At 68.2% G+C, this 24429-nt stretch carries 22 protein-coding genes and 1 riboswitch; of the genes, 8 read left to right on the top strand and 14 right to left on the bottom strand.

Going from position 1 to position 24429, the window contains the following annotated elements; all coding sequences use genetic code 11:
* Positions 1-79 precede the first annotated feature (79 nt).
* From pabB to AC5RVS_RS05885, 3 genes are all read left to right on the top strand, one after another.
* The gene (gene pabB, locus AC5RVS_RS05895; protein WP_494107494.1) at positions 80-2107 is read left to right on the top strand and encodes an aminodeoxychorismate synthase component I; all 2028 of its coding nucleotides are present in this window, start codon (positions 80-82) and stop codon (positions 2105-2107) included.
* Between the two features lie 62 nt (positions 2108-2169).
* A complete protein-coding gene (locus tag AC5RVS_RS05890; protein WP_494107493.1) occupies positions 2170-3150 on the top strand; it encodes a GlxA family transcriptional regulator in 981 nt (326 codons plus the stop codon).
* 123 nt (positions 3151-3273) lie between these two features.
* Entirely contained in the window at positions 3274-3912 is a 639-nt protein-coding gene (locus tag AC5RVS_RS05885) for an HD domain-containing protein (protein WP_494107492.1), read from the top strand.
* Between the two features lie 89 nt (positions 3913-4001).
* Here the strand turns inward: AC5RVS_RS05885 and cls are convergent, their stop codons facing one another.
* A complete protein-coding gene (gene cls, locus AC5RVS_RS05880; protein ID WP_494107491.1) occupies positions 4002-5480 on the bottom strand; it encodes a cardiolipin synthase in 1479 nt (492 codons plus the stop codon).
* An 86-nt stretch (positions 5481-5566) separates the two neighbouring features.
* Here cls and AC5RVS_RS05875 point away from each other — a divergent pair, with 86 nt between their 5' ends.
* Both AC5RVS_RS05875 and AC5RVS_RS05870 read left to right on the top strand, forming a co-directional pair.
* Positions 5567-6442 (top strand): aminodeoxychorismate lyase, encoded by an 876-nt coding sequence (locus AC5RVS_RS05875; RefSeq protein WP_494107490.1) that lies wholly within the window; start codon positions 5567-5569, stop codon positions 6440-6442.
* A 215-nt stretch (positions 6443-6657) separates the two neighbouring features.
* Positions 6658-7833: a zinc-dependent alcohol dehydrogenase gene (locus AC5RVS_RS05870; RefSeq protein WP_494107489.1), complete on the top strand. Its 1176-nt coding sequence runs from the start codon at positions 6658-6660 to the stop codon at positions 7831-7833.
* A gap of 51 nt (positions 7834-7884) precedes the next feature.
* Here AC5RVS_RS05870 and AC5RVS_RS05865 read toward each other — a convergent pair whose 3' ends face one another.
* From AC5RVS_RS05865 to AC5RVS_RS05855, 3 genes are read right to left on the bottom strand one after another with little or no spacing between them, the layout of a single operon-like run.
* Complete coding sequence (locus tag AC5RVS_RS05865) at positions 7885-8682, bottom strand: energy-coupling factor transporter transmembrane component T family protein (protein WP_493989586.1); 798 nt, start codon at positions 8680-8682, stop codon at positions 7885-7887.
* Positions 8679-10196, bottom strand: coding sequence for an ABC transporter ATP-binding protein (locus AC5RVS_RS05860; protein WP_494107488.1), 1518 nt, complete (start codon positions 10194-10196; stop codon positions 8679-8681). Before AC5RVS_RS05860 ends, AC5RVS_RS05865 begins: the two co-directional genes overlap by 4 nt.
* A gap of 8 nt (positions 10197-10204) precedes the next feature.
* Positions 10205-10825 carry an ECF transporter S component gene (locus tag AC5RVS_RS05855; RefSeq protein ID WP_493989588.1) on the bottom strand — a complete coding sequence of 207 codons (621 nt, stop codon included), beginning with the start codon at positions 10823-10825 and terminating at the stop codon, positions 10205-10207.
* A gap of 43 nt (positions 10826-10868) precedes the next feature.
* Positions 10869-11002, bottom strand: a riboswitch (TPP riboswitch).
* Between the two features lie 170 nt (positions 11003-11172).
* On the opposite strand from AC5RVS_RS05855, the gene AC5RVS_RS05850 reads away from it, so the two are divergent.
* On the top strand, positions 11173-11433 hold the full coding sequence (locus AC5RVS_RS05850) for a DUF4235 domain-containing protein (RefSeq protein ID WP_494107487.1): 261 nt from the start codon (positions 11173-11175) through the stop codon (positions 11431-11433).
* A gap of 150 nt (positions 11434-11583) precedes the next feature.
* On the opposite strand, the gene mnhG is transcribed toward AC5RVS_RS05850, so the two are convergent.
* The 6 genes from mnhG to AC5RVS_RS05820 are packed head-to-tail and all read right to left on the bottom strand — an operon-like array spanning position 11584 to position 18027.
* Positions 11584-12108 carry a monovalent cation/H(+) antiporter subunit G gene (gene mnhG / locus AC5RVS_RS05845; protein WP_493989590.1) on the bottom strand — a complete coding sequence of 175 codons (525 nt, stop codon included), beginning with the start codon at positions 12106-12108 and terminating at the stop codon, positions 11584-11586.
* Complete coding sequence (locus tag AC5RVS_RS05840) at positions 12098-12382, bottom strand: MrpF/PhaF family protein (RefSeq protein ID WP_493989591.1); 285 nt, start codon at positions 12380-12382, stop codon at positions 12098-12100. The genes mnhG and AC5RVS_RS05840 overlap by 11 nt, the downstream gene beginning before the upstream one ends.
* Positions 12379-12939 carry a Na+/H+ antiporter subunit E gene (locus AC5RVS_RS05835; RefSeq protein ID WP_493989592.1) on the bottom strand — a complete coding sequence of 187 codons (561 nt, stop codon included), beginning with the start codon at positions 12937-12939 and terminating at the stop codon, positions 12379-12381. Before AC5RVS_RS05835 ends, AC5RVS_RS05840 begins: the two co-directional genes overlap by 4 nt.
* Positions 12936-14558: a Na+/H+ antiporter subunit D gene (locus tag AC5RVS_RS05830; protein ID WP_493989593.1), complete on the bottom strand. Its 1623-nt coding sequence runs from the start codon at positions 14556-14558 to the stop codon at positions 12936-12938. Before AC5RVS_RS05830 ends, AC5RVS_RS05835 begins: the two co-directional genes overlap by 4 nt.
* Positions 14555-15028 (bottom strand): Na(+)/H(+) antiporter subunit C, encoded by a 474-nt coding sequence (locus AC5RVS_RS05825; protein ID WP_493989594.1) that lies wholly within the window; start codon positions 15026-15028, stop codon positions 14555-14557. Before AC5RVS_RS05825 ends, AC5RVS_RS05830 begins: the two co-directional genes overlap by 4 nt.
* Positions 15025-18027 carry a Na+/H+ antiporter subunit A gene (locus AC5RVS_RS05820; RefSeq protein WP_493989653.1) on the bottom strand — a complete coding sequence of 1001 codons (3003 nt, stop codon included), beginning with the start codon at positions 18025-18027 and terminating at the stop codon, positions 15025-15027. The genes AC5RVS_RS05825 and AC5RVS_RS05820 overlap by 4 nt, the downstream gene beginning before the upstream one ends.
* Positions 18028-18244: 217 nt before the next feature.
* On the opposite strand from AC5RVS_RS05820, the gene AC5RVS_RS05815 reads away from it, so the two are divergent.
* Positions 18245-19621: an MFS transporter gene (locus AC5RVS_RS05815; RefSeq protein WP_494107486.1), complete on the top strand. Its 1377-nt coding sequence runs from the start codon at positions 18245-18247 to the stop codon at positions 19619-19621.
* A gap of 25 nt (positions 19622-19646) precedes the next feature.
* Here the strand turns inward: AC5RVS_RS05815 and dcd are convergent, their stop codons facing one another.
* The 4 genes from dcd to AC5RVS_RS05795 form a co-directional block, all read right to left on the bottom strand.
* Positions 19647-20228: a dCTP deaminase gene (gene dcd / locus AC5RVS_RS05810; RefSeq protein WP_494107485.1), complete on the bottom strand. Its 582-nt coding sequence runs from the start codon at positions 20226-20228 to the stop codon at positions 19647-19649.
* A 201-nt stretch (positions 20229-20429) separates the two neighbouring features.
* The gene (gene kynA / locus AC5RVS_RS05805) at positions 20430-21287 is read right to left on the bottom strand and encodes a tryptophan 2,3-dioxygenase (protein ID WP_494107484.1); all 858 of its coding nucleotides are present in this window, start codon (positions 21285-21287) and stop codon (positions 20430-20432) included.
* A 94-nt stretch (positions 21288-21381) separates the two neighbouring features.
* Positions 21382-21999 carry a DinB family protein gene (locus AC5RVS_RS05800; protein WP_494107483.1) on the bottom strand — a complete coding sequence of 206 codons (618 nt, stop codon included), beginning with the start codon at positions 21997-21999 and terminating at the stop codon, positions 21382-21384.
* Between the two features lie 51 nt (positions 22000-22050).
* A complete protein-coding gene (locus AC5RVS_RS05795) occupies positions 22051-22866 on the bottom strand; it encodes a DUF1684 domain-containing protein (RefSeq protein WP_494107482.1) in 816 nt (271 codons plus the stop codon).
* A gap of 221 nt (positions 22867-23087) precedes the next feature.
* Here AC5RVS_RS05795 and AC5RVS_RS05790 point away from each other — a divergent pair, with 221 nt between their 5' ends.
* Positions 23088-24407: an extracellular solute-binding protein gene (locus AC5RVS_RS05790; protein WP_494107481.1), complete on the top strand. Its 1320-nt coding sequence runs from the start codon at positions 23088-23090 to the stop codon at positions 24405-24407.
* The last annotated feature ends 22 nt before the right edge of the window (positions 24408-24429 follow it).

Below are 24429 nucleotides of genomic sequence, written 5' to 3'. Positions count from 1 at the left end.
GGCAGCCCCTGCCGCCGCGATACGGTCCGGGGGCATCTCCCGGTCCGGGCCGCCACCGTGTCCGGCCGCTGGGAAACCCGTGCGCACTAAGCCTGTCCTGATTGCCGTCGACGGGCGCTCGGGTGCCGGCAAGACCACGCTGGCGGTGGAACTGGCAGCGATGCTGCGGGTCCACCGCACGGTGTCGCTGTTCCATCTGGAGGACATCTACCCGGGCTGGCACGGCCTGGCCGGCGGGCAGCAACGGTACCTGGAGACCGTGCTGCGGCCCCTGGCCGCCGGGGATACCGCGCACTGGACCGCCTGGGACTGGGACAGGAACGACGACGGCGCCTCCCGCACCACGGAGCCGGCCGACGTGGTGGTGTTCGAGGGCGTCGGTGCCGCCCATGCCGCCGCCCGCGGGCTCCTCGACGCCGTGATCTGGCTGCAGGCACCCTCCGCCGACCGGCGCACCCGCGCCCTGTCCCGGGACGGCGCGACGTATGAACCGTTCTGGGACGTCTGGGCGGAGCAGGAAGAGGCCTGGCTGGCCGGCGACGACGTCGCGGCGGCCGCGGACGTCGTCGTCGAATCCGGTCCCTCCGGCACCGATCCCCGGCACGTGCTCCACGCGCTGGCCTCGGTGCCCGCCCTCGAACACGCCCTGGCCCCGGAGCGGGCGGCCCGCGAGGGCGTCCGCCTGGTCGCCGAACGCCTGGCAGCCTACCCGGACGCCGAAGACATCTACCGGCGCCTGTACGCCGGCTCCGGGCGCAGCGTCTGGCTGGACAGTTCCAACACCCGTGAGTCCGCCGACCGGAACCGGATCAGCGTCCTGGCCGACGACGGCGGCGGCTTCGGCGCCTGGGCGGAACACCGCGACGGCACCACCGTGGTTGGCCAGGGCAACGCCACCGCTCGGATCCGTGGCGGCTTCTTCCGCTGGCTGGACACCGTGTGGGGACGCCGCATCGTCACCCTGCCGGGCGAGGTCCCCGGAGACTTCGCCCTGGGCTGGATGGGCTACCTGGGATACGAGCTCAAGCGCGAGACCGGGGGCGCGGACATCGGCGCTGCGCCGGACGGGGCGCCGGATGCCGCACTGCTGTTCGCCGGCCGCGCCATCGTGTTGGACCACGAGCGGCGGTGCACCTGGCTGCTCGCCCTTGCCGGCCCTTCCGCGGGGGACGACGCCGCCGACTGGATCGCGGCGACCGCGGCGGTGATCCGCGGCCTGTCCGCAGCCACCTGCCCTGCCCCGGATCCCGCTGCGCGGCCAACGGCCTTGAGCTTCCGGTGCCGCGACACGCGCGAAGCCTACCTGGCCAAGATTCGGGAAGCGCAGGCCGAAATCGCCGAGGGCAACACCTACGAGGTCTGCCTGACCACCCGGCTGCACGCGACCGCGGCGGAACCGCTGGATCCGCTGGACACCTACCTGACCCTCCGCCACCGCAACCCCGCGCCCTTCGCCAGCCTCCTGCGGTTCGGGCGGCTCACGGTGGCCAGCACGTCGCCCGAGCGGTTCCTGGGCCTCGATGCCGGTGGCCGGCTGCGGGCCGAACCGATCAAGGGCACCCGGCGCCGGCTTGCCGATCCCGACGCCGATGCCGCCGTCGTCGAGGAGCTGGCCGGCAGCGCGAAGGACCGCGCCGAGAACATCATGATCGTGGACCTGCTGCGCAACGACCTGAGCCACTTTGCCGTGCCGGGCTCGCTGCAGGTCAGCAGGCTGTGTGCCGTCGAGTCCTACGCGACGGTGCACCAGATGGTGTCCACGATCGACGCGCAGCTGTTGCCCGGGGCGGTGCGGGCCGAAGCCGTGGCGGCGGCGTTTCCCGCCGGGTCGATGACGGGCGCACCGAAGATCAGCACCATGGACATCCTGGACCGGCTGGAGACCGGACCGCGCGGCGTCTACTCCGGTGCCGTGGGCTACTTTTCGCTGGACGGGGCGGCAGACCTGTCCGTGGTGATCCGCACCCTCGTGATGGACGGCAACCGGCTGAGCCTGGGCGTAGGCGGCGCGATCACGGCGGACTCGGTTCCCGAGGACGAATGGGACGAGGTCCGGGCCAAGGCCTACGGGGTGCTCTCGGCGCTCGGGGCAACGTTCCCGGAGTAGCGCATACACTGTGCCGGTAGACATGGACGGCTCGTGGAGCCAGTGACCAGAATCGAGGAATCGTGGCAGGAGCCGGTCGCGACATGACCGCCCGGGTGGGCATTTTGGTCTTCGACGGGGTAAAGCTGCTCGATGTCGCCGGCCCGGCGGAGGCTTTCGCCGAGGCAAACCGCCTCGGCGGCTCCTACGGGCTTATTTTCCTGTCACCGGACGGGAACGACGTCGCCTCGTCGGTGGGGCTGCGGGTATCGGTGGATGCCGCGGCGGCCGGTGCCGGAAACTTCCACACGGTCCTGGTAGCCGGCGGGGATGCCCTGCCCGGGAGCCAACTTCCCGCCGGGCTGGTTGCCGCCGCCGGACATCTTGCCGACAACACGCGGCGGATGTCCTCGATTTGCACCGGCGCCTTCGTTCTGGCTGCGGCGGGACTGCTGGACGGGCGCCGTGCCACGACGCACTGGAAACACACCCGCGAGCTGGCCCGGCGTTATCCGGCAACGGAGGTGGAGCCGGACGCCATCTTCGTCAGCGACGGCCGGATCCACACCTCGGCCGGCGTCACGGCCGGCATCGACCTGGCCCTTGCGCTGATTGAAGAGGACCACGGCCCGGATCTGGCCCGCGAGGTGGCCCGCTCCCTCGTGGTGTACATGCAGCGCTCCGGCGGACAGTCGCAGTTCTCTGCGCCGCTCCAGGGGGATCCGCCCAAGTCCTCGCCCCTGCGGCCGGCGCTCGACGCCGTGCGCGCCGATCCGGCTGCGGTGCTCTCCGTTCCGGCACTCGCTCGGGACGCCAATCTGAGCGTGCGGCACCTGACGCGGCTCTTCCGTGAAGAACTGCAGACGACGCCTGCGAAGTATGTGGAGCTCGTCCGCTTCGACACCGCCAAGGCGCTGCTGGACTCGGGGTACAGCGTCACCGAGGCAGCCGAACGCTCGGGGTTCGGCAACTCCGAAGCGCTGCGGCGGACGTTCGTGGCACGGATCGGCGTGCCGCCATCGAAATACCAGCAGCGTTTCCGGTCCACGGCGAAGTACGGCTGAGAGGCAACCCCGTTGGCCGAATCCGAGGGATTGTCGTCCTTTGTGACGGTGCCCCGCTCACGGCGGCCGGGCAGTATGGGAAGCAAGGCACATTCCCATGCCTCTGGAGAAAAGGAGACAACCATGGCAGAAGTCATCGCCGGCATTACCATTCCGGACACGGAACTCGTTCGGAAGGCGACCGAGTTGGTCCGCGATACCACCGACGACCTGTTGTTCGACCATTCCCGGCGGGTGTACCTCTTCGGCGCCCTTCAGGGCCGGCGGCTCGGCCTCGACGTCGACCACGAACTGCTCTACGTCGGCGCGCTCTTCCACGATCTTGGCCTCACCGACACCTACGGCACCGACACCCTGCGCTTCGAGGTCGACGGCGCCAATGCCGCGAAGTCGTTCCTGCTGGAGCAGGGGCGCCCGGAGGCAGACGCGGCCAAGGTGTGGACTGCCATCGCGCTCCACACCACGCCGGGGGTGCCCGAATTCATGGATCCGGAAATCGCGCTGGTGACCGCCGGCGTGGAGACCGATGTCCTGGGGGTCGGCTACCAGGACCTGACGCGGGACGACATCGACGCGGTCACCGCGGCGCACCCGCGTCCGGACTTCAAGCGGCGGATCCTGGCCGCCTTCACGGACGGCAACAAGCACCGCCCGGAAACTACCTTCGGCAATGTCAACGCCGACGTACTCGAGCACTTCAGCCCCGGCTTCCGCCGCATCGACTTCGTGGACATCATCCAGAACTCCGCCTGGCCGGAATAGGCCCTTGCCGGATACCGGCGGTCGTGACACCCGGCGTGCCGGCGGAGCGCCTGGCCGGCACGCCGTCTCGTCCGGGCGGTGGAGCGCGGCTACTGCAGCGTGGCCGTCAGCCTGGCCACGTTGTCCACGTAGCGCTGCCAGCGGGGCCGCTGCCTCCACTCCTCCAACGTGAGCTCCCGGGAAACCACCCGATAGCTGTCCTGGATCTCCGACACACGCTCGACGATGTGGTCCCCGAGCATCATCACGGAGACTTCCATGTTCAGGGAGAAGGACCGCATGTCCATGTTGCTGGAGCCGATGACCGCGACCTCATTGTCCACGGTAAAGTGCTTGGCGTGCAGCACCAGGGGCTTCGGGTAGCGGTAGATCCGCACGCCGGCCTCCAGCAGCGCCTGATAGTAGGACTGCTGGGCGTGATGGACCAGCAGCTGGTCGCCGCGTTCGGACACGAACAATTCGACCTCGACGCCGCGCTGGGCCGCCGTCGTAATGGCATAGAGCAGCGAGTCATCCGGAACGAAGTACGGGCTGCAAATGGACAGCCGGTCCACCGCCGCATAAATGAGCGTGTTAAACAGGCGCAGGTTGTTCTCGGTTGCGAAGCCGGGGCCGCTGGGCAGGGCCTGGCAGGTCATGGGGCCGGGCTCGCGGAACGGGGCCGGGGTGAACAGTTCGCCTTCGAGCGTGTCGTCGGTTTCGCTGGACCAGTCGGTGGCGAACACAACGTTCAGCGCGGTAACGATGGGGCCTTCGTAGCGCGCCATCAGTTCCACCCATTTGCGGCCGATCTTATGGCTGGAAGTGCGGCGGTAGCCGGGCTCGATCAGGTTCTGCGATCCGGTGAACGCCACTCGGCCGTCCACCACCAGGATCTTGCGGTGGTTGCGCAGGTCGATCCGGCGCCACTGGCCGCGGACCGGCAGTACGGGCAGCATCCGGCGCCAGTCGATGTCGGTGGTCTCCAGCCAGCGGCGGAACTTGCGGTAGCCGGCGACGCGGAGGGTGCCGATGTGGTCGAACAACAGGCGCACGCGGACACCCCGTGCGGCGGCTTCTTCCAAGGCGGTAAAGAGCTTGCCGGTGCTTTCGTCGCGGCTCATGATGTAGAACTCGATGTTCACGAACTCCTGCGCCTCGCGCACGGCCTCGGTCATCGCGGCAATGGACTCGTCGTAGTCCGCGTACAGCTCCGCGTGGTTGCCGTCCACCATGGGGAAGGCGCCGAGCCGCCGGTTCAACTCCGCCGCCGAATGCACCCAGGCCGGAGCTTCCTGTTCGCTGCTGGGCTCCTTGAGGTTCCGGGTGGCGGCCCACACCCGGCTGTTGATCTCCGACTGCTTGGCGATCCGGCGCTCCGAGAGGCGGTACCTGCCGAACATGAAAAAGAGCAACAGGCCGATCAGCGGGATGAAGAAGATGGCCAGCAGCCAGGCCATGGCGGTGTTGGGGCGGCGGTTCCCCGGGATCACGCCCAAGGCAATGATGCGGATGGCCATATCGACCACGCCCAGAATGGCGACGGCCCAGTCGGGGAACGTGCCCAGCCCCGCAAACGACCACAGCACGCGGCTGTTCCTCCCCTCCCGCCGTGTGCCGGCGCAATCCTCCCAGCCTACCCGGCCTTTGGGGGCAAACTAACTAAGCTGTAGCCATGACAGTTCTGGTGTTTTTGGACCCTGCCCACGAGGCGGGCCGCGTCGCAGATGCTTCCCGGCCTCAGCTGATGGCCACCGATCTCGGCGCCACCCGCGGGGACGGCATCTTCGAGTCCCTGCTGGCAGTCAACGGGGTCCCGCGCAAGCTGCAGGCGCACTTGGAGCGGCTGGCCAGCTCGGCCCGGATCATGGACCTGCAGCTTCCCGCCCCGGACGCCTGGGAGCGTGCCATTGCGACGGCGATCGCCGAGCATCCGCCCGTCGAAGAACTGGTAATCAAGCTGCTGGTGACCCGCGGCGTGGAAGGCGCTCCCACACCCACGGCCTGGGTCCAGGCTTCCCGGCCGCCGGCCGCCGGACGGCGCCAGCGCACCGACGGCATTTCCGTGCTGCTGCTCGACCGCGGGTACGACAGCTCGCTGGCCGAACGCGCCCCGTGGCTGCTCATGGGGGCCAAGACGCTCTCCTACGCGGTCAACATGGCCGCACTGCGTTATGCGCACAAGAACGGCGCCGACGATGCCATCTTCACGTCCAGCGACGGCCGCGTGCTCGAAGGGCCCACCTCCACCGTGCTGATGGCGCGGGTGCGCGACGGCGTGAAGACGTTGGTGACGCCGCTGCTGGAGAGCGGCATCCTGCCGGGCACGTCCCAGTCGGTGCTGTTCAAGGAGGCGGAAGCTGCCGGCTGGCAGCTGGGCTACGGTCCGCTGGAGCCGCACGATCTCTACGAAGCCGACGCCGTCTGGCTGGTTTCGAGTATCCGCCTGCTCGCCCCGGTCAAGAGCATCGACGGCAAGGAAATCCCCGTCTCGCCCGACCTGACGGAGGAGCTGACAGCGCTGCTGGCCCAGGGCAGCCAGAAGGAGTAGCCGGCCGGAGTCATCCCGCCGGAGGTTCTGCCCGCCGGGCCCCGGTCCACACGAAGATGAAGTCCAGGTCCCTGCGGCCACGGCGGCAGCGGCGGCTGCTCCGGCGACGACAGCGCCGCTTCGACTACCGCGCTACTGCGGTGTTAGGGTCGATTGGACCGAAAGATCAGCATGCTGTCGTTCCGTCCGGGGCGGCAGCCCTGAGAAGGAGGGCAATGAAGGCTCTGACGTGGCAGGGGAAGCGCTCGGTCAGCGTGGAGGAGGTCCCGGATCCGCGGATCCAGGAGCCCACGGACGCGATCGTGCGGATCACCTCGACCGGCATCTGTGGCTCGGACCTGCACCTTTACGAGGTGCTCACTCCGTTCATGGACAAGGGCGACATCATCGGACACGAGCCCATGGGGATAGTGGAGGAGGTCGGCTCGGCCGTCACCCACATCAAGGCCGGGGACCGGGTGGTCATCCCGTTCAACGTCTCCTGCGGCCACTGCTTCATGTGCCGCAACGGTTTGCAGTCCCAGTGCGAGACCACCCAGGTCCGCGAGTACAACAACAATGCCCAGTTCCTGGGCTACTCGCGGCTCTACGGCTCCGTGCCCGGCGGGCAGGCCGAGTACCTGCGTGTCCCGCACGCCGACTACGGGCCCATCAAGGTGCCCCGGACCGGTGAGGACGAGCGCTATCTGTACCTCTCCGATGTGGTGCCCACCGCGTGGCAGGCCGTGCAGTACGCGGCCCCACCGGAGGGCGGTTCCCTGGCTGTGCTGGGCCTTGGCCCTATCGGCCAGATGTCCGCTCGGATCGGCCGGCACCTCGGCTACCGCGTGCTCGCGGTGGACCCCGTCGCGGAGCGGCGGGCCATGGCGGAGCGTCACGGCATCGAGACGCTGGACCTGAACGGCGACGTCGCGGACGAGCTGCGGGAGCGCACGGACGGCCGCGGGCCGGACTCGGTGGTGGATGCGGTGGGCATGGAGGCGCACGGCTCGCCCGTGGCAGGCGCGGTCCACCAGGCGGTGGGGCTGCTGCCGTCCGCTCTGGGCCGCAAGGCGATGGAGACAGCCGGGGTGGACAGGCTCGACGCGCTCTACACCGCGATCGACGCCGTCCGGCGCGGCGGCACGATCTCGATCAGTGGCGTGTACGGCGGGATGAAGGACCCCCTGCCGATGTTGACCATGTTCGACAAGCAGCTCCAGCTGCGGATGGGCCAGTGCAACGTGAAGCGGTGGATCGACGATCTGCTGCCGCTGGTCGACGACCCGTCGGACCCGCTGGGCGTGCTCGACCTGGCGACCCATCAGGTTCCGCTGGAGCAGGCGCCGGAGATGTACGAGAAGTTCCAGAAGAAGGAGGACGGCTGCATCAAGGTGGTGCTCAAGCCGTAGCCCCGAACGGGACGGCGGACCCCGGCTTTCATGGGACGGCCGGGGCCCGGTTCACACGAAGATGAAGTTCCAGGTCCCGGCGGCCACGGCGGCGGCCGCTGCTGCTCCGGCGATGACGGCGCCGCCCAGCAACACCCAAACATCCACCACGCTGTAGGTGGATTCCCGCGCCCAGGTCCTGGGTCCGGCGCCGAAGCCGCGGGCCTCCATGGCGACGGCCAGCCGGGTGGCACGGCGGATGGCCTGCACGATCAGGCCGAACGCCTGGCCCACGAACGCCCCCGCCTTGGCCAGCGGCCGGTTCTCCGCTCCGACACCTCGGGCGCGGCGCGCCAAACCGAGAATCCGCCATTCCTCCACGAGCAGCCCCACCAACCGCATGGCGGCCAGCGCTCCCAGCACGAACCGGTGGGGCAGCTTCAGCTTCTGCGCCAGGGCGTCCGCCAGATCCGTGGGGTCGGTCGTCAGGAGCAGGAAAATGCCCGGCAGCGCCACGGCGAGCGAACGCAGGCCGATGGCAACGCCTCCGGCCACCGAGTCCTCGGTGAAGATCAGCGGACCGAACTGGAACAGCACGGCCCCGGTCTTCTCGGCCAGCAAAGCCGTTGCCCAGGCCCCGACGGCTGCCGCCGCCAGCAGCGGCCAGCCGCGCTTGAGCAGCAGCCACGGGCTGACGCCCAGCACGGGCATCAGCAACAGTTCGGCGGCCAGCACCACGGAGGCGCTGACCCAGTCCACACTGAGCATGACCACCACGGTGATCAGGGTGGCGGCGGCCAGCTTCGATACCGGGTTGGCGCGGCTGAACGGGGAGGCTGCCAGCCGGGGGGTCATCAGGTCCATGCTCATGCTGCCCTCCGAAGCGGCTGGGCCGGGCGCACGCCGCCGTCTGCCACCCGTATGCCGGCACCGCCGAGCGCGGCGGTGAAGTCGGCGTCGTGCGTCACCGAGACCACGCTCCTGCCATCGGCCACCAGCTCGGCCAGCAGCGTCACCAGCTCGGCCCAGGTGCTGGCGTCCTGTCCGAAGGTCGGCTCGTCCAGCAGCAGAATGTCCGGGCTGGTGGCCAGCATGGTGGCTACCGAGAGCCTGCGTTTTTCGCCGCCGGAGAGGGTGAACGGGTTGGCCTGCAGCAGGCGGGTCAGCCGGAGCCGCTCGGCGATCGTGTCCACGCGCTGCCGGACCGTCGCCTTGGGCAGCTTGGCCACGCGGCGCGGGCCGAACTCGAGTTCGTCGAGCACCGTGCCGGTGAGGAACTGGTGTTCCGGTTCCTGGAAGACGCTGCCGATCCGGGTCACCAGCTGCGCGGACTTCCATTTTGCCGGTGACAGGCCGGCGCCGCGGTGCAAGGCCGGTGTCGCCGACAGTTCCCCTCCCGCTGGAGGCACCAGCCCGGCGAGGGTGAGTGCCAGCGTGGATTTGCCGGCGCCGTTCGCGCCGGTGATGCTGAGCGCCTGCCCGGCCAACAGGTCCAGGTCCACCCCGCGCAGCACCGGTGCGGCTCTCCGGTTCCGCGACACGTCCAGCGCCGCCGCCCGCAGCAACGGCCCGCCCGGGGCCGGTGCCGCGGGCAGGTCCAGCCGCGGGGTGTGTCCGGGAACCCAGACGCCGGCCTCGATCAACCGGGCGCGGGTGGCGCTCTCGGCGAGCACCGTGCCCGGCGGCCCGTCGGCCAGCACGCCGCCGCCGGCCGCGAGCACGATCACGCGGTCCACCACGTCCGCCCAGACAGCCACCCGGTGCTCGACCACCACCAGGGTGGCGCCGGTGCGGTCCAGCACCCGGGCCACGGCGTCGCGTACTTCCTGCACGCCGTCCGGGTCCAGGTTCGCGGTCGGCTCGTCCAGCAGCAGCAGCCCCGGCCGCATGGCCAGGACGGAGGCCAGCGCCAGCCGCTGCTTCTGACCCCCGGACAGCGCCGAGGTAGGGTGATCCAGCGGTACCGCCAGGCCGACATCGGCCAGGGATTCGCGGACCCTGTCCCAGATCTGCGCGCGCGGCAGCGACAGGTTCTCCGCGCCGAAGGCCACCTCGTCGCCAACCCGGGCCAGCACCAGCTGGCTCTCCGGATCCTGCAGCACGAGGCCGGCCCGGCCGCGGGCCTCGGAGGGACGCACACCCGCCACGGTGAGCCGGCCGGTCTCCTCGCCCTCGCCCTCGTCGCCGAGCACGCCCGCCAGGGCGTGCAGCAGCGTGGACTTGCCGGCCCCGGAGGCGCCCAGCAGCAGTACCCGTTCGCCCGGGGCGATGCTGAAACTGGCCCCGCGCACCGCCGGGTCCTTGCGGCCAGCGTGCCGCCAGCCCCACCCTTCGGCGAGGACCGGCACAGGTCCGGGCACCGCCGTCGTACTCTGCTCTCCCATGGAACGGCTCAGACGTCGGCCGAGCGTCCCGCGGCGAAGGAGGACAGCACGCCCGTCTTCGCCAGCCCCCTGACCGCCAGCCACGGCAGCAGCCCGGCAATCACGACGCCGGACACGGCCGCGAAGCCCACGTAGGCCAGTTGCCACTCGGCGGCCCACAGCATGTTGTAGAGGATGTTCTCGCTGATGGACAGCGCCAGGCCTGCGCCCAGGCCGGCCAGCAGCGCCACGCCGAGGTTGAACTTGCGGTACAGGAAGAGCAGGAAGACGATCTCGGCCCCCAGCCCCTGGATCAGGCCGGAGACCAGGACGGTCATGCCGAAGCTCGTGCCCAGCAGCGCGGAGACAATGGCGGCCAGCATCTCGCAGTAGATGGCGGCGCCGGGCTTGCGGATGATCAGCCCGCCCAGCACGCCGGCCATCAGCCAGCCGCCGGTGTACAGTCCGGCCGAAGGCGGGAAGGCAAGGGTCAGGCCCTCGATCAGCGGCCAGCCCGCCGACCAGGCCCAGAAGATGACGCCGACGGCCACGGCGACCACCGAGGCCACGACGATGTCCACCACCCGCCAGCCGTAGCGCGGCTTCCGGGCAGGGGTAGGCGTGGCGGGTGCATTCGAAACGGTACTCACTGGGATCCTCCTGGTTGCAGGAGGGGAGGGCGGCCATGCGGCGCGCCCCGAGAACTCGACTCCCTTCGCCGGTACTAACCGGAGCAGGTTCGAGGGTCTGCGGTTCATCCGCACTCTCAGCGTCCCTCCCGGTCTCCGGTGTGTACCGGCCGGTCGGACGCTCCCCTGTCGTCATAGGTGCTGTCTAGCAGCACGCACCAGTCTACACTTGCCCGCAGCGGCGGGCGATTCGGGCTTCAGACCCTTGGAAAATGCACGACGGCTTACGGCCCGGGCGGGTGCCGGGCAGTAGGCTGGGAACCGGAACAGCAGTTGAGACGGGGCCGCGGCCCCGGAAGGGAGCGGGCATGAACGTTGTGTTGAGGCTCTTGGGCACACTGGTGAGTATCGGCGCGGGCCTGGCAGCCAGCCAGCTGCTGGGGTTCGTCTGGAAGAGAGTCACCGGAAAAGATGCGCCGAAGAGCGACGATGACCTGGAGAACAGCCTGCGGTCGGCGGTCGCCTTCGCCGTGGTGTCCGGCACCGTGGCGCGCGTGATCCAGGTGCTGACCAAACGCGCCACCGCCAAGGCGGTCATCCGCTACGACAAGACGCGGGAAATGGTCTAAGCGGTCCCTTGAGGGAGTCCGATGGGGGACGGGGCCGCGGTCCCGTCCCCCATCGCGCTTCTGGTCCCGGTCCGCCGGCAGCCGCCGCCGGACCGGCATTTTTTTGTTCGCGGGTTATTTTTTGTCCGCGGGTTATCTTTTGTCCGCGGGTTATTTTTGGTCCGCCGGCCCGGCGTCGTCCTGGTCGTTCCGCCCGGGACCAGCGGCCGCCGCCGCGGTACGCCGCTCCCCCGGCTCGCCGGCGTGCTGGCCGCCGGGAACATCACCGCTGCCGGCGTCGGCGCTGGAAGGCGCGACGTCGTCGGATGCCACCTCGGAATCCTCCTCGGCCGCTGCCTCCACCACCGCGTCGAGGTCGTCCACGCTGAGGATTTCCTTGCGCAGGTGCTTGGTTCGGTATCCGGCCCGGCCCACCATGTGGGCGGAAACCGGCACGGTGAGCAACTGGAACAGCCAGGCTATGAGGAGCAAGGGCACCGCCGTCCAGCTGCGCAACTGCAGGGCCATTGCCGTCAGCAGCAGCAGCAGGCCGAAGACCTGCGGCTTCGTGGCGGCGTGCATCCGGGATAGCAGGTCCGGAAACCGCAGCAGGCCGATGGCCGCGGCCAGGGACATCCCCGCGCCGGCGATCAGGCAGACGGCGGTCGCGATGTCGAGTATCAGGTCAGTGTTCACGGGGCCGCCCGTCCGTCACGAAACGAGCCACGGCGACCGAGCCGATGAAACCGACAAGGCAAATGACAACGACCAGCGTCAGGTTGTTCATGTGGCCGCCGGCGGCCATGTCCACGATGAGTCCGGCGCAGACAATCGCCAGCAGCACGTCAATGGCCAGCAGCCGGTCCAGCAGCGAGGGGCCGCGGGCGAGGCGGATCAGCGACAGCACCGCGGCCACGCCCAGCACTGCGCTCACGACGACTTGGGCAACCGGAATGACTTCCCCGTTCACACTGCACCTCCCCTGCCGGTACCTTCGGCCTTGACCATTGCCAGTTCTTCCTTCGTGCCCATCATCCGGATCAGTCCCGCCTCGATCCGCCGCACGTCTGCCCGGAAACGTTCGGCGGCCTCCTCGGTGGCCACGTCGATCACGTGCAGGTAAAGAGTGGACGTCGAGCGGTCCACATCCACCACGAAGCTGCCGGGGATCAGCGAAATGGCATGCCCGGTGGCAGTCACCAGCAGGTCGGAATGGCTTCGCAGCCGGACCGCCACCACCGCGTTGCGCAGCGTCGGGCCGCGGGTCAGGGCCAGCCACAGGACTTCGACGCTCGCCACCGCCACCTGCCACACGAACGTGACGGCGAACACCAGCGCCGCCAGCGGATTGAAGCGTCCGCTGAGTTCGACCGGCGGCAGGTAGAACAGGTTCACGATGACCAGCGCGATCAGCAGGCCGAAAATCAGGTTGCCGGGACTGAAATCCTGCCACAGGGAGCCCCAGAGGATGACCAGCCAAGCCAGCAGCGGCAGCTCGACCCAGATGGAGATGCGCGGTTTCCTCATTGGCCCCCCTCCTGCAGGGCGCCCTCACCCAGGACGGCCTCGATGTAGGGGGTGCGCTGCAGCATCTCCCGCGCCGCCTGGTCGCTGAGCTCGAACAGGGGCCCGGCGAACAGCGTCAGGGCAAGGCCCATCGCCACCAGCCCGACCGTCGGCCAGACCATGGGCAGCGGCAGCAGTTGAACGATGCCCCGTCCAGTGAAACGCCCGTGCGGGTGGTCCTCCACATGACGGGTGGTCCGCACGGCGGATCCGTCAGGCTTGGTGGCCACCAGCACCGGGTCCGGGTGCTCGGCATCTTCGGGGCGCCGCCAGAACACGCGGTTCCAGACCCGCGCCATGGCCAGCAGGGTCAGCAGGGACGTAACCATGCTGCCCGCCACCAGTACCCAGGCGACCGGGGTGCCCAGCTCCACGCCGCCCTGCACGAGCCCGATCTTGCCCAGGAAACCGGAGAACGGCGGGATGCCGGCCAGGTTCATGGCCGGCACGAAGAACAGGATGGCCAGCAGCGGCGACAGCTTGGCCATGCCTCCCAGCCGGTCCATGTTGGTAGTTCCGCCGCGGCGTTCGATCAGGCCGGCGACCAGGAACAGGCTGGTCTGCACCGTAATATGGTGCGCCACGTAATAGACCGCCGCGCCCAGGCCCACCACCGAGGACATGGCCAGGCCGAAGACCATGTAGCCGATGTGGCTGACCAGCGTGAACGAGAGCATGCGCTTGATGTCGATCTGCGCCACGGCCCCGAGGATGCCTACCACCATGGTCAGGACCGCCACGACCATCAGGAACGTGTTGAGCCGGTCGCCCGGGAACAGCAGCGTCTCGGTGCGGATCATGGCATAGACGCCGACCTTGGTGAGCAGGCCGGCAAACACCGCGGTGACCGGCGCCGGCGCCGTCGGATACGAGTCGGGCAACCAGAAGGACAGCGGGAAGACCGCCGCCTTGATGCCGAAGGCCACCAGCAGCATCAAATGCAGCGTCATCTGCGTTGCCGGATCCAGTTCGCCGAGCTTGATCGCCAGGTCGGCCATGTTAATGGTCCCGGTGGCCGCGTAGATCATCGCGATGGAGACCAGGAACAGCACCGAGGAGATGACGCTGACGACGACGTAGGTCACCCCGGCACGGATCCGCGGGCTGGTGCCGCCAAGAGTCATCAGCACGTAACTGGCCGTGAGCAGCATTTCGAACCCGACATACAGGTTGAACAGGTCGCCGGTCAGGAACGCGTTGGAAACCCCGGCCACCAGGATCAGGTACGTCGGGTGGAAGATCGAGACCGGGCCTTCCTCGTCGCTGTTCGTCATGCCCTGGCCCGAGGCATACAGCAGCACCGCCAGGCTGACGGCCGAGGAGACCACCAGCATCAGTGCGGATAGCTCATCCACCACCAGGGTGATGCCGAAGGGAGGAAGCCAGCCGCCGAGGTTCACTGCCTGCGCCCCGTTGGTCCAAGCCGAGGCCAGCATCACGGTCTCCAGTGCCAGCGTCACCGTGAGCGTGATGGCACCGGTCCGGCGCTGCGCGTTTGGGTGGCGGATCAGCACGAACGCCAGGGCAGCACCCAGCAGCGGCAGGACTACTGCCAGCGGCGCGATGGTGGCGGCGTTCACTGCTTTCTCTCCATCCGGGACCTGGTGGTGGCTGGCGTTTCTTCGGCTTCGTCCGGCGGGACGAACTCGGTGGTCTCGGCCGGGATCTCCGCGTCGTCCTCTGCATCGAAGGTGGGCTGGTTGGCCACCCGGCGGTCCTCGATATCGTCTTGGACCTCGTCCTGCCGTCCCAGCACCCAGGAGCGGTAGATGATGGCCAGCATGAAAGCGGTGACGGCGAAGGAAATCACGATGGAGGTAAGGATCAACGCCTGCGGCAACGGATCGCTGTAGGCGTCCGCGGGGATGTCGCTGCCGAAAATGGGCGCCAGGCCCGCGGGCCCGCCGGTGCTGAGCAGCAGCAGGTTGGCGCCGTTGGTGATGAGCATCAGGCCGAGCATCACCCGGGTCAGGCTGCGCTCGAGGATCAGGTAAACACCCACGGCGAACAGTACGCCCATCACCAGGAGCAGCGTCAGGTTAACAGTCACCGGGACACCTCCTCCTCGATCGCTTCGGGTACTTGCAGTTCGGCACTCTTGCGGCGGCCATGCGTGCGTTCCTCGGTGCGTTCGTCGATCTCGGCGCCGAAGCTGCGCAGCACGTCGAGCACCAGGCCCACCACCACCAGGTAGACCCCGATGTCGAAGATCGTCGACGTGACGAACTTGTGTTCGCCGAAGACCGGGAGGCTGAACTCAAGGATCGCGCTCTGGAAGACCTGGCCGCCCAGGAAGATCGGGACGACGGCGGTCAGTGCCGCGGCGCCAAGCCCCAGGCCGAGCAGCAGGCCTGCACTGATGGGCGTGGCTTCGGCCAGCTCGATCCGTCCGCCGGCCAAGTAGCGGACGGTCAGCGCGATGCCGGCCAGCAGGCCGCCCGCGAATCCGCCGCCGGGAAGGTTGTGGCCGGTCAACAGCAGGTAGACGGAGAAGATCATCACCGAGTGGAAGAGCAGGCGGGTGATCACCTCGAAGATGATGGAGCGGCGTTCCGGGGCCAGGGTCCGGCCGGCCACCAGCCAGGCGTCGCGCGGGACGACGGCGAACTTGCGGGCAGTCGCCAAGGCCGCCGCCTCGCGGTCCGAATGGGCCACCGTCTCGTAACCTCGTCCCACCGATCCGCTGGCCACGGCGTCCACGGGCTCCGGACGCTTCTCCCCGCGGCTCCGGATGAAGATCAGGCTGGCTACGCCGGTAGCTGCCAGTGCCAGCACCGCGATCTCGCCGAACGTGTCCCAGGCCCGTATGTCCACCAGGATGACGTTGACGATGTTCTCGCCGCCGCCGCCCTCATAGGCCAGCTGCGGCATGGCCAGGGACACCGGAGCTGCCGTGCGTGCCGCCATCGCCGTCATCGCGATCACGATCATCGTGAGGCCGAAAGCGGCTCCGATGACGGCGCGCAACAGTTTAAACCGTCCGGGCGTGCGCAGCCACAGCCGGGCCGGCAGCGAACGAAGTGCCAGCACGATGGCCACCAGGGAGATCGTTTCCACCAGCAGTTGGGTCAGTGCAATGTCCGGCGCCCCGTGCATGGCGAAGATGAAGGCCAACCCGTAGCCGGCTACCGAGACCATCAGCACCGCCATGAAGCGCTTGTTCGCGCGGATGGCCCCCAACGCGCCTGCCGCCACGATCAGCCCCGCGATGGCCTGCGCCGGGGTGTCGAACCACACCACGCTCTCCGGCAGCGGGGCATCCATCAGCACGATGGCGCTCAGTGGAGTCACGATCGCCACGATCAGGATCACGCACAGGTAGAAGACCAGCGAGCCTCGCTGGGTCCGTCCGGTGACCCAGATGGCCACCTCGTCCAGGACGCCGATCACGCCGCGGTAGATCCGGTCGGCGTCCGGGATGAAGCGGATCCTGGCCTGGAAGGCGGCAATCGGGGTGCGCAGCAGGAACAGGGCGACGCCGGCGGCGATGGTGACGACGGTCAGGCCGAGAGCCGGCGTGAATCCGTGCCACAGCGCCAGATGGGTGGCCGCGGTGTCCAGCGTGAAGAGGCCGGCATAGGGCGCGACGGCGGCTTCGACCGGAGCCGGCCAGAGACCGAACAACACGGTGGCCACGGCCAGCACGGCGGGTGCCGCCAGGAAGGCCCACGGAACGGCCTTGAATTCGATGGCCTCGCGGCCGGGTTTGGCCGCGAAGCCGCCCCAGACAAAGCGGGCGCTGTAGGCGAAGGTCAGGATGGAACCGGCCACGACGCCGGCCAGGAGCAGGCCCCCCACCCAGCCGGAGACGCCGGCCCGGTGGACGAAGGCTTCGTAGACCGACTCCTTGGCGACGAAACCCAGCAACGGCGGCAGGCCGGCCATGGACGCGGCACCGATCAGGGCGACCGCGAACAGTTTCGGGGCCTTGCGATACAGGTGCGACAGTTCGCGGATGTCACGCGTTCCGGCCTGATGGTCGATGATGCCCACCACCAGAAACAGGGTCGCCTTGAAGAAACCGTGGGCCAGCAGCAGGCCCATACCGGCCAGCGCGGCTTCCTGCGAGCCGAGCCCGACCACCAGGGTCAGGAACCCCAGTTGGCTGACCGTGCCGTAGGCCAGGATCAACTTCAGGTCGTTCTGGCGCATGGCCTGCCAGCCGCCCACCAGCATGGTCAGCAGCCCGAGCCCCAGCACGACGCCGTGCCAGTAGTCGGTACTGGAGAATCCGGGCGACAGCCGCGCTACCAGGTAGATGCCGGCCTTCACCATGGCGGCGGCATGCAGGTAGGCGCTGACCGGCGTCGGGGCCGCCATGGCCGCCGGGAGCCAGAAGTGGAAGGGCACCAGCGCGGACTTGCTGATGGCCCCGATGAGTACCAGCAGGATGGCTATGTCGATGATCTGCCCGTGGGCCATCAGCGTTCCGGCTGCTGCGAGGATCTCGGAGATCCGGTAGGTGCCGGCCGTTTGACCGATCATCAGCAGGCCAACCAGCATGGTCAATCCGCCGAAGGTGGTGACCATCAGGGCCTGCAGCGCGGACCGGCGCGCGGACAGGCGGTGCCTGGCGTACCCGATCAGCAGGTAGGACAGGACGGTGGTAAGTTCCCAAAAAATGTAGAGCAGGATCAGGTCGTCGGCGGTGACCAGGCCGAACATGGCGCCGCTAAAGGCCAGCAACTGCGCGCCGAAAGGACCGATGTCCGGATCGTCGGCCTTAAAGTAGCGGGCGCAGTAGAACAGCACCAGGGCGCCGACACCCAGGATCAGGATGCACAGCACCGCCGCGAGGGTGTCCATCCGAAAGGCCAGTTCCAGCTGCAGGCCCGGGACCCAGGCGAAGACCTCCGACGGCGGAGCGTTGGGAGCGCCGTCGAGCGCCTTCTGGTTCGCGCCGGTGTAGTTGTCGAACGTGGCGATCAGCCAGACAAATCCGGCGGCGGGAACCGCGGCCAGGATATAGAACGTTGACCGTCCGAGCTTCCGGAAAATTAAGGGCGCTATAAAGGCCACCGCAAATAGCAGGGTGAGCACAATCAGCACGGGATACTCCGGAACTTCCTTCAGGTTTACAAGGATTAGACGGACATGGCCAAGGTCCATTCTACCCATGGCATAAACGGTGCGGCGCCCGTGGAGAGTCACAAACAGCCGTCGGGAAGCCCCCCGCAAGCGGGCGATCTGCCTGTTCGCCAAAGATTCACGCGGTCTCCCGGCGCTGTTCAAAGTTCGCAGCAGGCGAAACGGATAGCATCGCGGTATGACTGACTCGGCCGGCATTCCGGCAACCCAAGATGCGGGCGGCGTCGCCGCGGAGCGGTTGAATAAAAAGCACGTCCTGGCCTGGGCCTCCTGGGACTGGGGCTCGGCGGCCTTCAACGCGGTCATGACAACGTTTGTGTTCACCGTTTACCTGACCAGCGATGCGTTCGGCGGCGAAGCCTTCGCGTCCGAAATCCTCGGTTACGGACTGGCCATCGCCGGGCTGGCCATCGCACTGCTGGCCCCGGTCACCGGGCAGCGTTCCGACACCGGGGGCCGCCGCAGGCTTTGGCTCGGGCTTAACAGCGTGGCTGTCGCAGTATTGACCGGCCTGTGCTTCTTCGTCTTCCCCTCCCCCGGCTTCCTCTTCCTGGGCGTGGGACTGATCGCGCTGGCCAACATTTTTTTCGAGTTCGCGAATGTGAACTACTACGCGATGCTCACCCAGATCTCCACGCCGTCGACCATTGGCAAGGTCAGCGGCTTCGGCTGGGCCATGGGTTACGTCGGCGGAGTCGTGGCCCTTGCCCTGGTGCTGATCGGGTTTGTCCTGCCGGAAACCGGATGGTTCGGGGCGACTGCGGAGAACGGACTGAACATCCGCCTGGTGGCGGTGTTCTGCGCCGTGTGGTTCATGGCCTTCGCGCTGCCGGTACTTTTCGCCGTCCCGGAGATCCCGCGCCAGCCTGCGGCCGCGTCCCTCAGTTTCTTTGCGTCCTACGGGCTGCTCTTCCGCCGCATCAAGGCAATCTACACTTCCAGCCCGCACACGATTTTCTTCCTGATCGCCAGCGCCATTTTCCGCGACGGGCTCGCGGCGGTATTTACCTTTGGCGGGGTGATCGCCGCGGGCACCTTCGGTTTCTCGCTCAGCCAGGTGATTGTCTTCGCCATCGCCGGAAACGTTGTCGCCGCGTTCGGTGCCGTGGCGGGCGGAGTGCTGGACGACCGCATCGGCCCGAAGAACGTCATTGTGGGTTCGTTGATCGGGCTAATCGTCGCCGCCGTCGCCATTTTCGCGTTGGGCCCGGGGAACCACGTGTTCTTGGGCAACGCGTGGTCCGGTGATACCACGTTCTGGGTCTTCGGCCTGCTGCTGTGCCTGTTCGTTGGGCCGGCCCAATCGTCGTCGCGCGCCTACTTGGCCCGGCTGGCACCGCGCGGCGAGGAGGGCGAGTTCTTCGGCCTCTACGCCACCACCGGGCGCGCCGTCAGCTTCCTGGCCCCGTCCCTGTTTGCCCTGTCCATCACCGTCTTCGGCGAACAGCGTCACGGCATCCTGGGCATTTTGGTGGTGCTGCTGGCCGGCCTGCTGGCACTGCTGCCGGTCAAGACGCCGGCCCGGATCCAGCGCGCCAGCACCCCCAGCGCCTGAGCCGCCCGGCCCGGCCCGGCCCGGATCAGCGTTCGATGACCGTGCGGTGGAAGTTCTGGAAGCTGCGCGAAGCCGTGGGGCCGCGCTGGCCCTGGTAACGGTTGCCGTATTCGCCGGAACCGTACGGATGCTGTGCCGGCGAGGACAACCGGAAGAAGCACAGCTGGCCGATCTTGGATCCCGGCCAGAGCATGATCGGCAGCGTCGCCATGTTGGAGAGCTCCAGCGTCACGTGCCCGGAGAAACCGGGATCGATAAACCCTGCCGTCGAGTGGGTCAGCAGGCCCAGCCGGCCCAGCGAGGACTTGCCCTCCAGCCGGGCCGCTATGTCATCGGGCAGCGTCACCGTCTCGTAGGTGGAGCCGAGCACGAATTCGCCGGGATGCAGGACGAACGGTTCCTCGGGGTCCACCTCCACCAGCCGGGTCAGCTCCGGCTGCTCCAGCTCCGGGTCGATGTGGGCGTACTTGTGGTTGTCGAACAGCCGGAAGAACCGGTCAAGCCGCACGTCGACGCTTGAGGGCTGGATCATGTCCGGTTGGAACGGATCCAGGACGATGCGTTGGGAGTCCAGTTCGGCACGAATATCGCGGTCGGAGATCAGCACCCTTCAAAAATACACGGGACCGACCCTCTCCCCTGACGCATGACGCGGCCGCCCCCCGGGCTCTTGCGCCTGGCCCCTGTCCCGATCGATGCCGGGGTGCGACCATTGAACCAGGCGGGCCGCAGCACCTCGTTGGCGGCCGCCGGGCCGCTGTCGGCGGGGGAAACGAACGGCCTCCGCCGGCAGCTTCGAAGCCGCCGGTCAGGCCTTGCCGATTTCCGTGCGCACCGCGTACAGCTCGGGGAAGAAGGTGAGCTCCAGCGCCCGGCGAAGGAAGCCGGCGCCGGAGGATCCGCCGGTGCCATGCTTCATCCCGATGGTCCGCTCCACCGTCTTCAGGTGCCGGAAACGCCAGAGCTGGAAGTTGTCCTCCAGGTCCACCAGTTCTTCGCAGGCCTCATAGACGTCCCAGTTCGCGCGGGCGTTCTCGTAGACGGCCTTGAACGTCCCCACCAGTTCCCGGTTGAACTCGTGCGCCTCGGTCACGTCGCGGTCCAGCAGTTCCGCCGGAACCGGGTAGCCGTGCCGGTGCAGGTAGGCCAGGAATTCGTCGTACACGCTGCTTTGTTCCAGCAGCTCGCCGAGCATGGCCTGAGCGGCGGGATCGTCCGCAAAGACGGCCAGCATGCCCTTGTTCTTGTTGCCCAGCAGGAACTCCACGGCCCGGTACTGGTAGGACTGGAAGCCCGACGCCGCGCCCAAATCGCCGCGGAATTCGGCGTATTCGGACGGCGTCAGCGTGGCCAGCACCGACCATTGCTCGGTCAGCGAGCGCTGGATGTGCTTGATCCGGGCGATGCCTTTCATGGCGAACCGCAGGTCGTCGTCGCGCAGCTTCTGCCGCACGGTGCGCAGCTCGTGCAGCACCAGCTTCAACCACAGCTCGGACGTCTGGTGCTGAATGATGAACAGCATCTCGTCGTGGTGCTCCGGACTGCTGACCGGGTGCTGGGCAGAGAGCAACTGGTCCAAGGACAGATAGGAGCCGTAACTCATCTTGTCCGAGAAATCGGTCTCGATGTCTTCCTCGAGGCGTCGGGTGTTCTTGTCTACGGTCATGGCGGCTTCCGTCGGTTCTCCTGCCTCGTTGCAGGCCTGCTACCAGCCTACGGCCCCGACGCCGCGAATGCCCCGGCCGCCGCGCTGGGCGCCCTCAGCCACGGACCGAGGAGTCCCACCGCCACTTCCGGCCGCGGGTTTCGGGCGTCCTGCCGCTGGCGCCGAGCAGATCCTGCCAGGGATCGTCCGTGCGCTGCGCCGCCGGGAAGATGCGGTTCAGGACCCGCCCTATGACAGCTTCGTCGGGCCGGTATCCGACCCCGTGGACGGCCAGGATGTCGAATCCATGCAGCACGGCCTCGGCGATGCCCATCGCCGCGAAACCGGAGGCGTCCGAGGTCCCGGCCGGATGGTAGCCGCGGTGGGTGTCGGGGGCAGCGGCCGTCACCGCGTACAGCAATCCAGCGGCGGCATCGAAACAACTGGCGATGCCGGCCGTTCCCGTGGCAGGGTCGGGCCAGAACAGGATGGGCGGCCCGCCCGGGCGCCACGGCGGCGGGTCCAGCAGCACCACGTAGCCGTCCTGCGGCGGTTTCCGGCCTGAGAGCTGCAGGGCGTAGAACGCGAAGTCGTCCATGACGTGGGCCGCCGTCTCGCGGCAGCTCCACTCCAGCTCCAGCGCGGGCTTGTCCCAGGCATCGTCGGGGAGCTCCGCCAAGCGGCTGGTCAGGTCATCGGTGATGGTGCGGAAATCTTCCGCCGTTGGTTCCATCCGATGATGATGCCGTAGACCTGCCGTCGGCGCCACCGTTCCCAGCGAAAGTCAGCTCACGCGGCGCTCCCCGGCTTCCACCGGTGCCGCGATGATGTTGCCTTCCACCGGCATCGGGCAGATGCCGAAGTCGGTGAAGGCGCTGGGAAAGTTGGTGGCCCGGTTGAAGTCGATCAGTACCGTGCCGTCGGGGCCGGGACGGCGGGTAACCACGGAGCGCCAGCCGGCGGTGCTGTCTCCGTTGGTTTCGTCGTGGAAGTTCAACGACAAGGCGCCCAGTTTCTCCGGTTCCGCCACCAAGGTGTGGACGGTGCCGCCCAATTCGAAGCTGACGGTCCCGACCGCGGTGGCGATCCCGCCCACGTCCGGGTTTGACGTGGCAATCTGCAGGGTGACGGGCTCCGGATACGCTTCGAACCGGCCGGATACCACCAGGTCCGGGTTGTACTCGAAAACCGGGACGCCGTCGAAATCCTGCCGGTTGGGCGAGTCATTGTCCCGGGTCCGGACCGCGTACCGGTCGCCCCGGACGGCCAATTCGACGGCGATGCTGCCGCGGCGCACCCAGAGCAGCGATTCCTCATTTCCCAGGGTTGCCGTCAAGGTGCCTATTGCCGGCTCCCCGCTTTCTGCCCGGTACAAGCCATCGTCGGCGGTCGCCGTCAACGAGGCGTGGCCGCCGCCGGATGCCGGACCGTTGGCGCTCCACAGGCCGGTGACCTGCTCCAGCCGCGCCGGTTCGGCCGGCAGCCACTGCAGCGAAGTGAGCGTGAGCCAGCCGTGCTCCGCCGCCAGCGCCTGGTTGCGGTTGTCCCTGAACCGGAGCCAGCTTTCCCGCCTGCGCGTCTCATCACGTGGATTGGTCATGCTCGCCTTCCCAAAATCATCGCCGGGCAATTGCCTGGCGTACGGGCACAACGTGCCGCCCGCCGCGCGGTATTCCCCCCGGGCCGGCAGGACGCTTGGCGTCCGGAACCATGGCGCATTCGCCTGCATGCGCATACGCTCTATTGCACAAGGCTGCGTGGCACAAAGCGCAACGGAAGCCGGGCGGCCAGTGCGTCTACCAGAATGGGAGGCTCATGCCGATGCCCAGAGACGGAATCCGGCGGCGCCGCCGGCGCGCAACAGCCCGCCTGGGGGCAGCAGTGACGCTGGCACTGGGCGCCACGCTGTTGGCTGGCTGCGGCTCCGGGGAGGGGCCCCCCACGCTGACCTGGTATATCAATCCCGACGACGGCGGGCAGGCCGCCATCGCGCAGCTGTGCACCGAGCAGGCGGGCGGCGAGTACCGGATCGAAACGTCGCTGCTGCCCAATGAAGCCGCGTCGCAGCGCGAGCAGCTGGCCCGGCGCCTGGCGGCCGGCGATGCGTCGCTGGACATCATGAGCCTGGACCCGCCGTTCATCCCGGAACTGGCCGAACCCGGCTTCCTGGCGCCGGTCCCGGACGAGGTGGCCCAGCGCACCACGCAGAATGTCGTGGAGGGCGCGCTCGCAGGGGCAACGTGGAAAGACCGGTTGGTCGCCGTCCCGTTCTGGGCCAACACGCAACTGCTGTGGTACCGGAAGTCCGTGGCCGAGGCAGCGGGCCTGGACATGACGCAGCCGGTCACCTGGCAGCAGCTGATGGATGCCGCGGCCGAGCAGGAGAAGTTTTTGGGCGTCCAGGGCCAGCGCGGAGAGTCCATGACCGTCTGGCTGAACGCGTTGGTCGAATCGGCCGGCGGCCAAATCCTGGAGAACCCCGAGGCGAACGCGGACCAGATTCAACTGGGCCTGGCCAGCGAGGCCGGTACGGAGGCGGCAGAGGTCATTTCCACCATCGGCAGGGAGGGACTGGGCGGCCCTGGCCTGCCGACCCAGGACGAAAACAATTCCATGATCCTGTTCCAGGGCGACGAGGGCTCGTTCATGGTCAACTGGCCGTTCGTCTGGCCGGCGACGAACACCGCCGCTGAAGACGGCACGGTGGATGCCTCGCTGATCGAGGACATCGGCTGGACGCTCTACCCGCAGATGAACGAAACCGACCCCACCGCTCCGCCCCTCGGCGGCATCAACCTGGGCGTCGGGGCGGCCAGCGAACACCCGGATTTGGCCTATGCGGCCATTGAATGCATCGTCGCCCCGGAGAACCAAGCCGAGTACTTCATCACCAACGGCAATCCGCCCTCGAACACCGAGGCCTACGAGGATCCCCGGATCGAGGAAGCCTTCCCGATGGCCGACGCCATCCGGGAGTCGCTGGAGATGTCCGCACCGCGGCCGCAAACCGTGTTCTACAACGAAGTTTCCACCAGCCTGCAGCAGAACTTCGCCCCGCCGTCCCAAGTGGATCCGGCCACCACGCCGCAGGAGACTTCGGACTTCATCGTCTCCGTCTTACGGGGGGAGAACCTGCTGTGAGCACCTCGACCGAAATTCCAAC

Source organism: Arthrobacter sp. Y3221048, assembly GCF_059092685.1.
The sequence above is the reverse complement of the archived record's forward strand: the minus strand, read 5'-3'. Positions and strand labels throughout refer to the sequence as shown.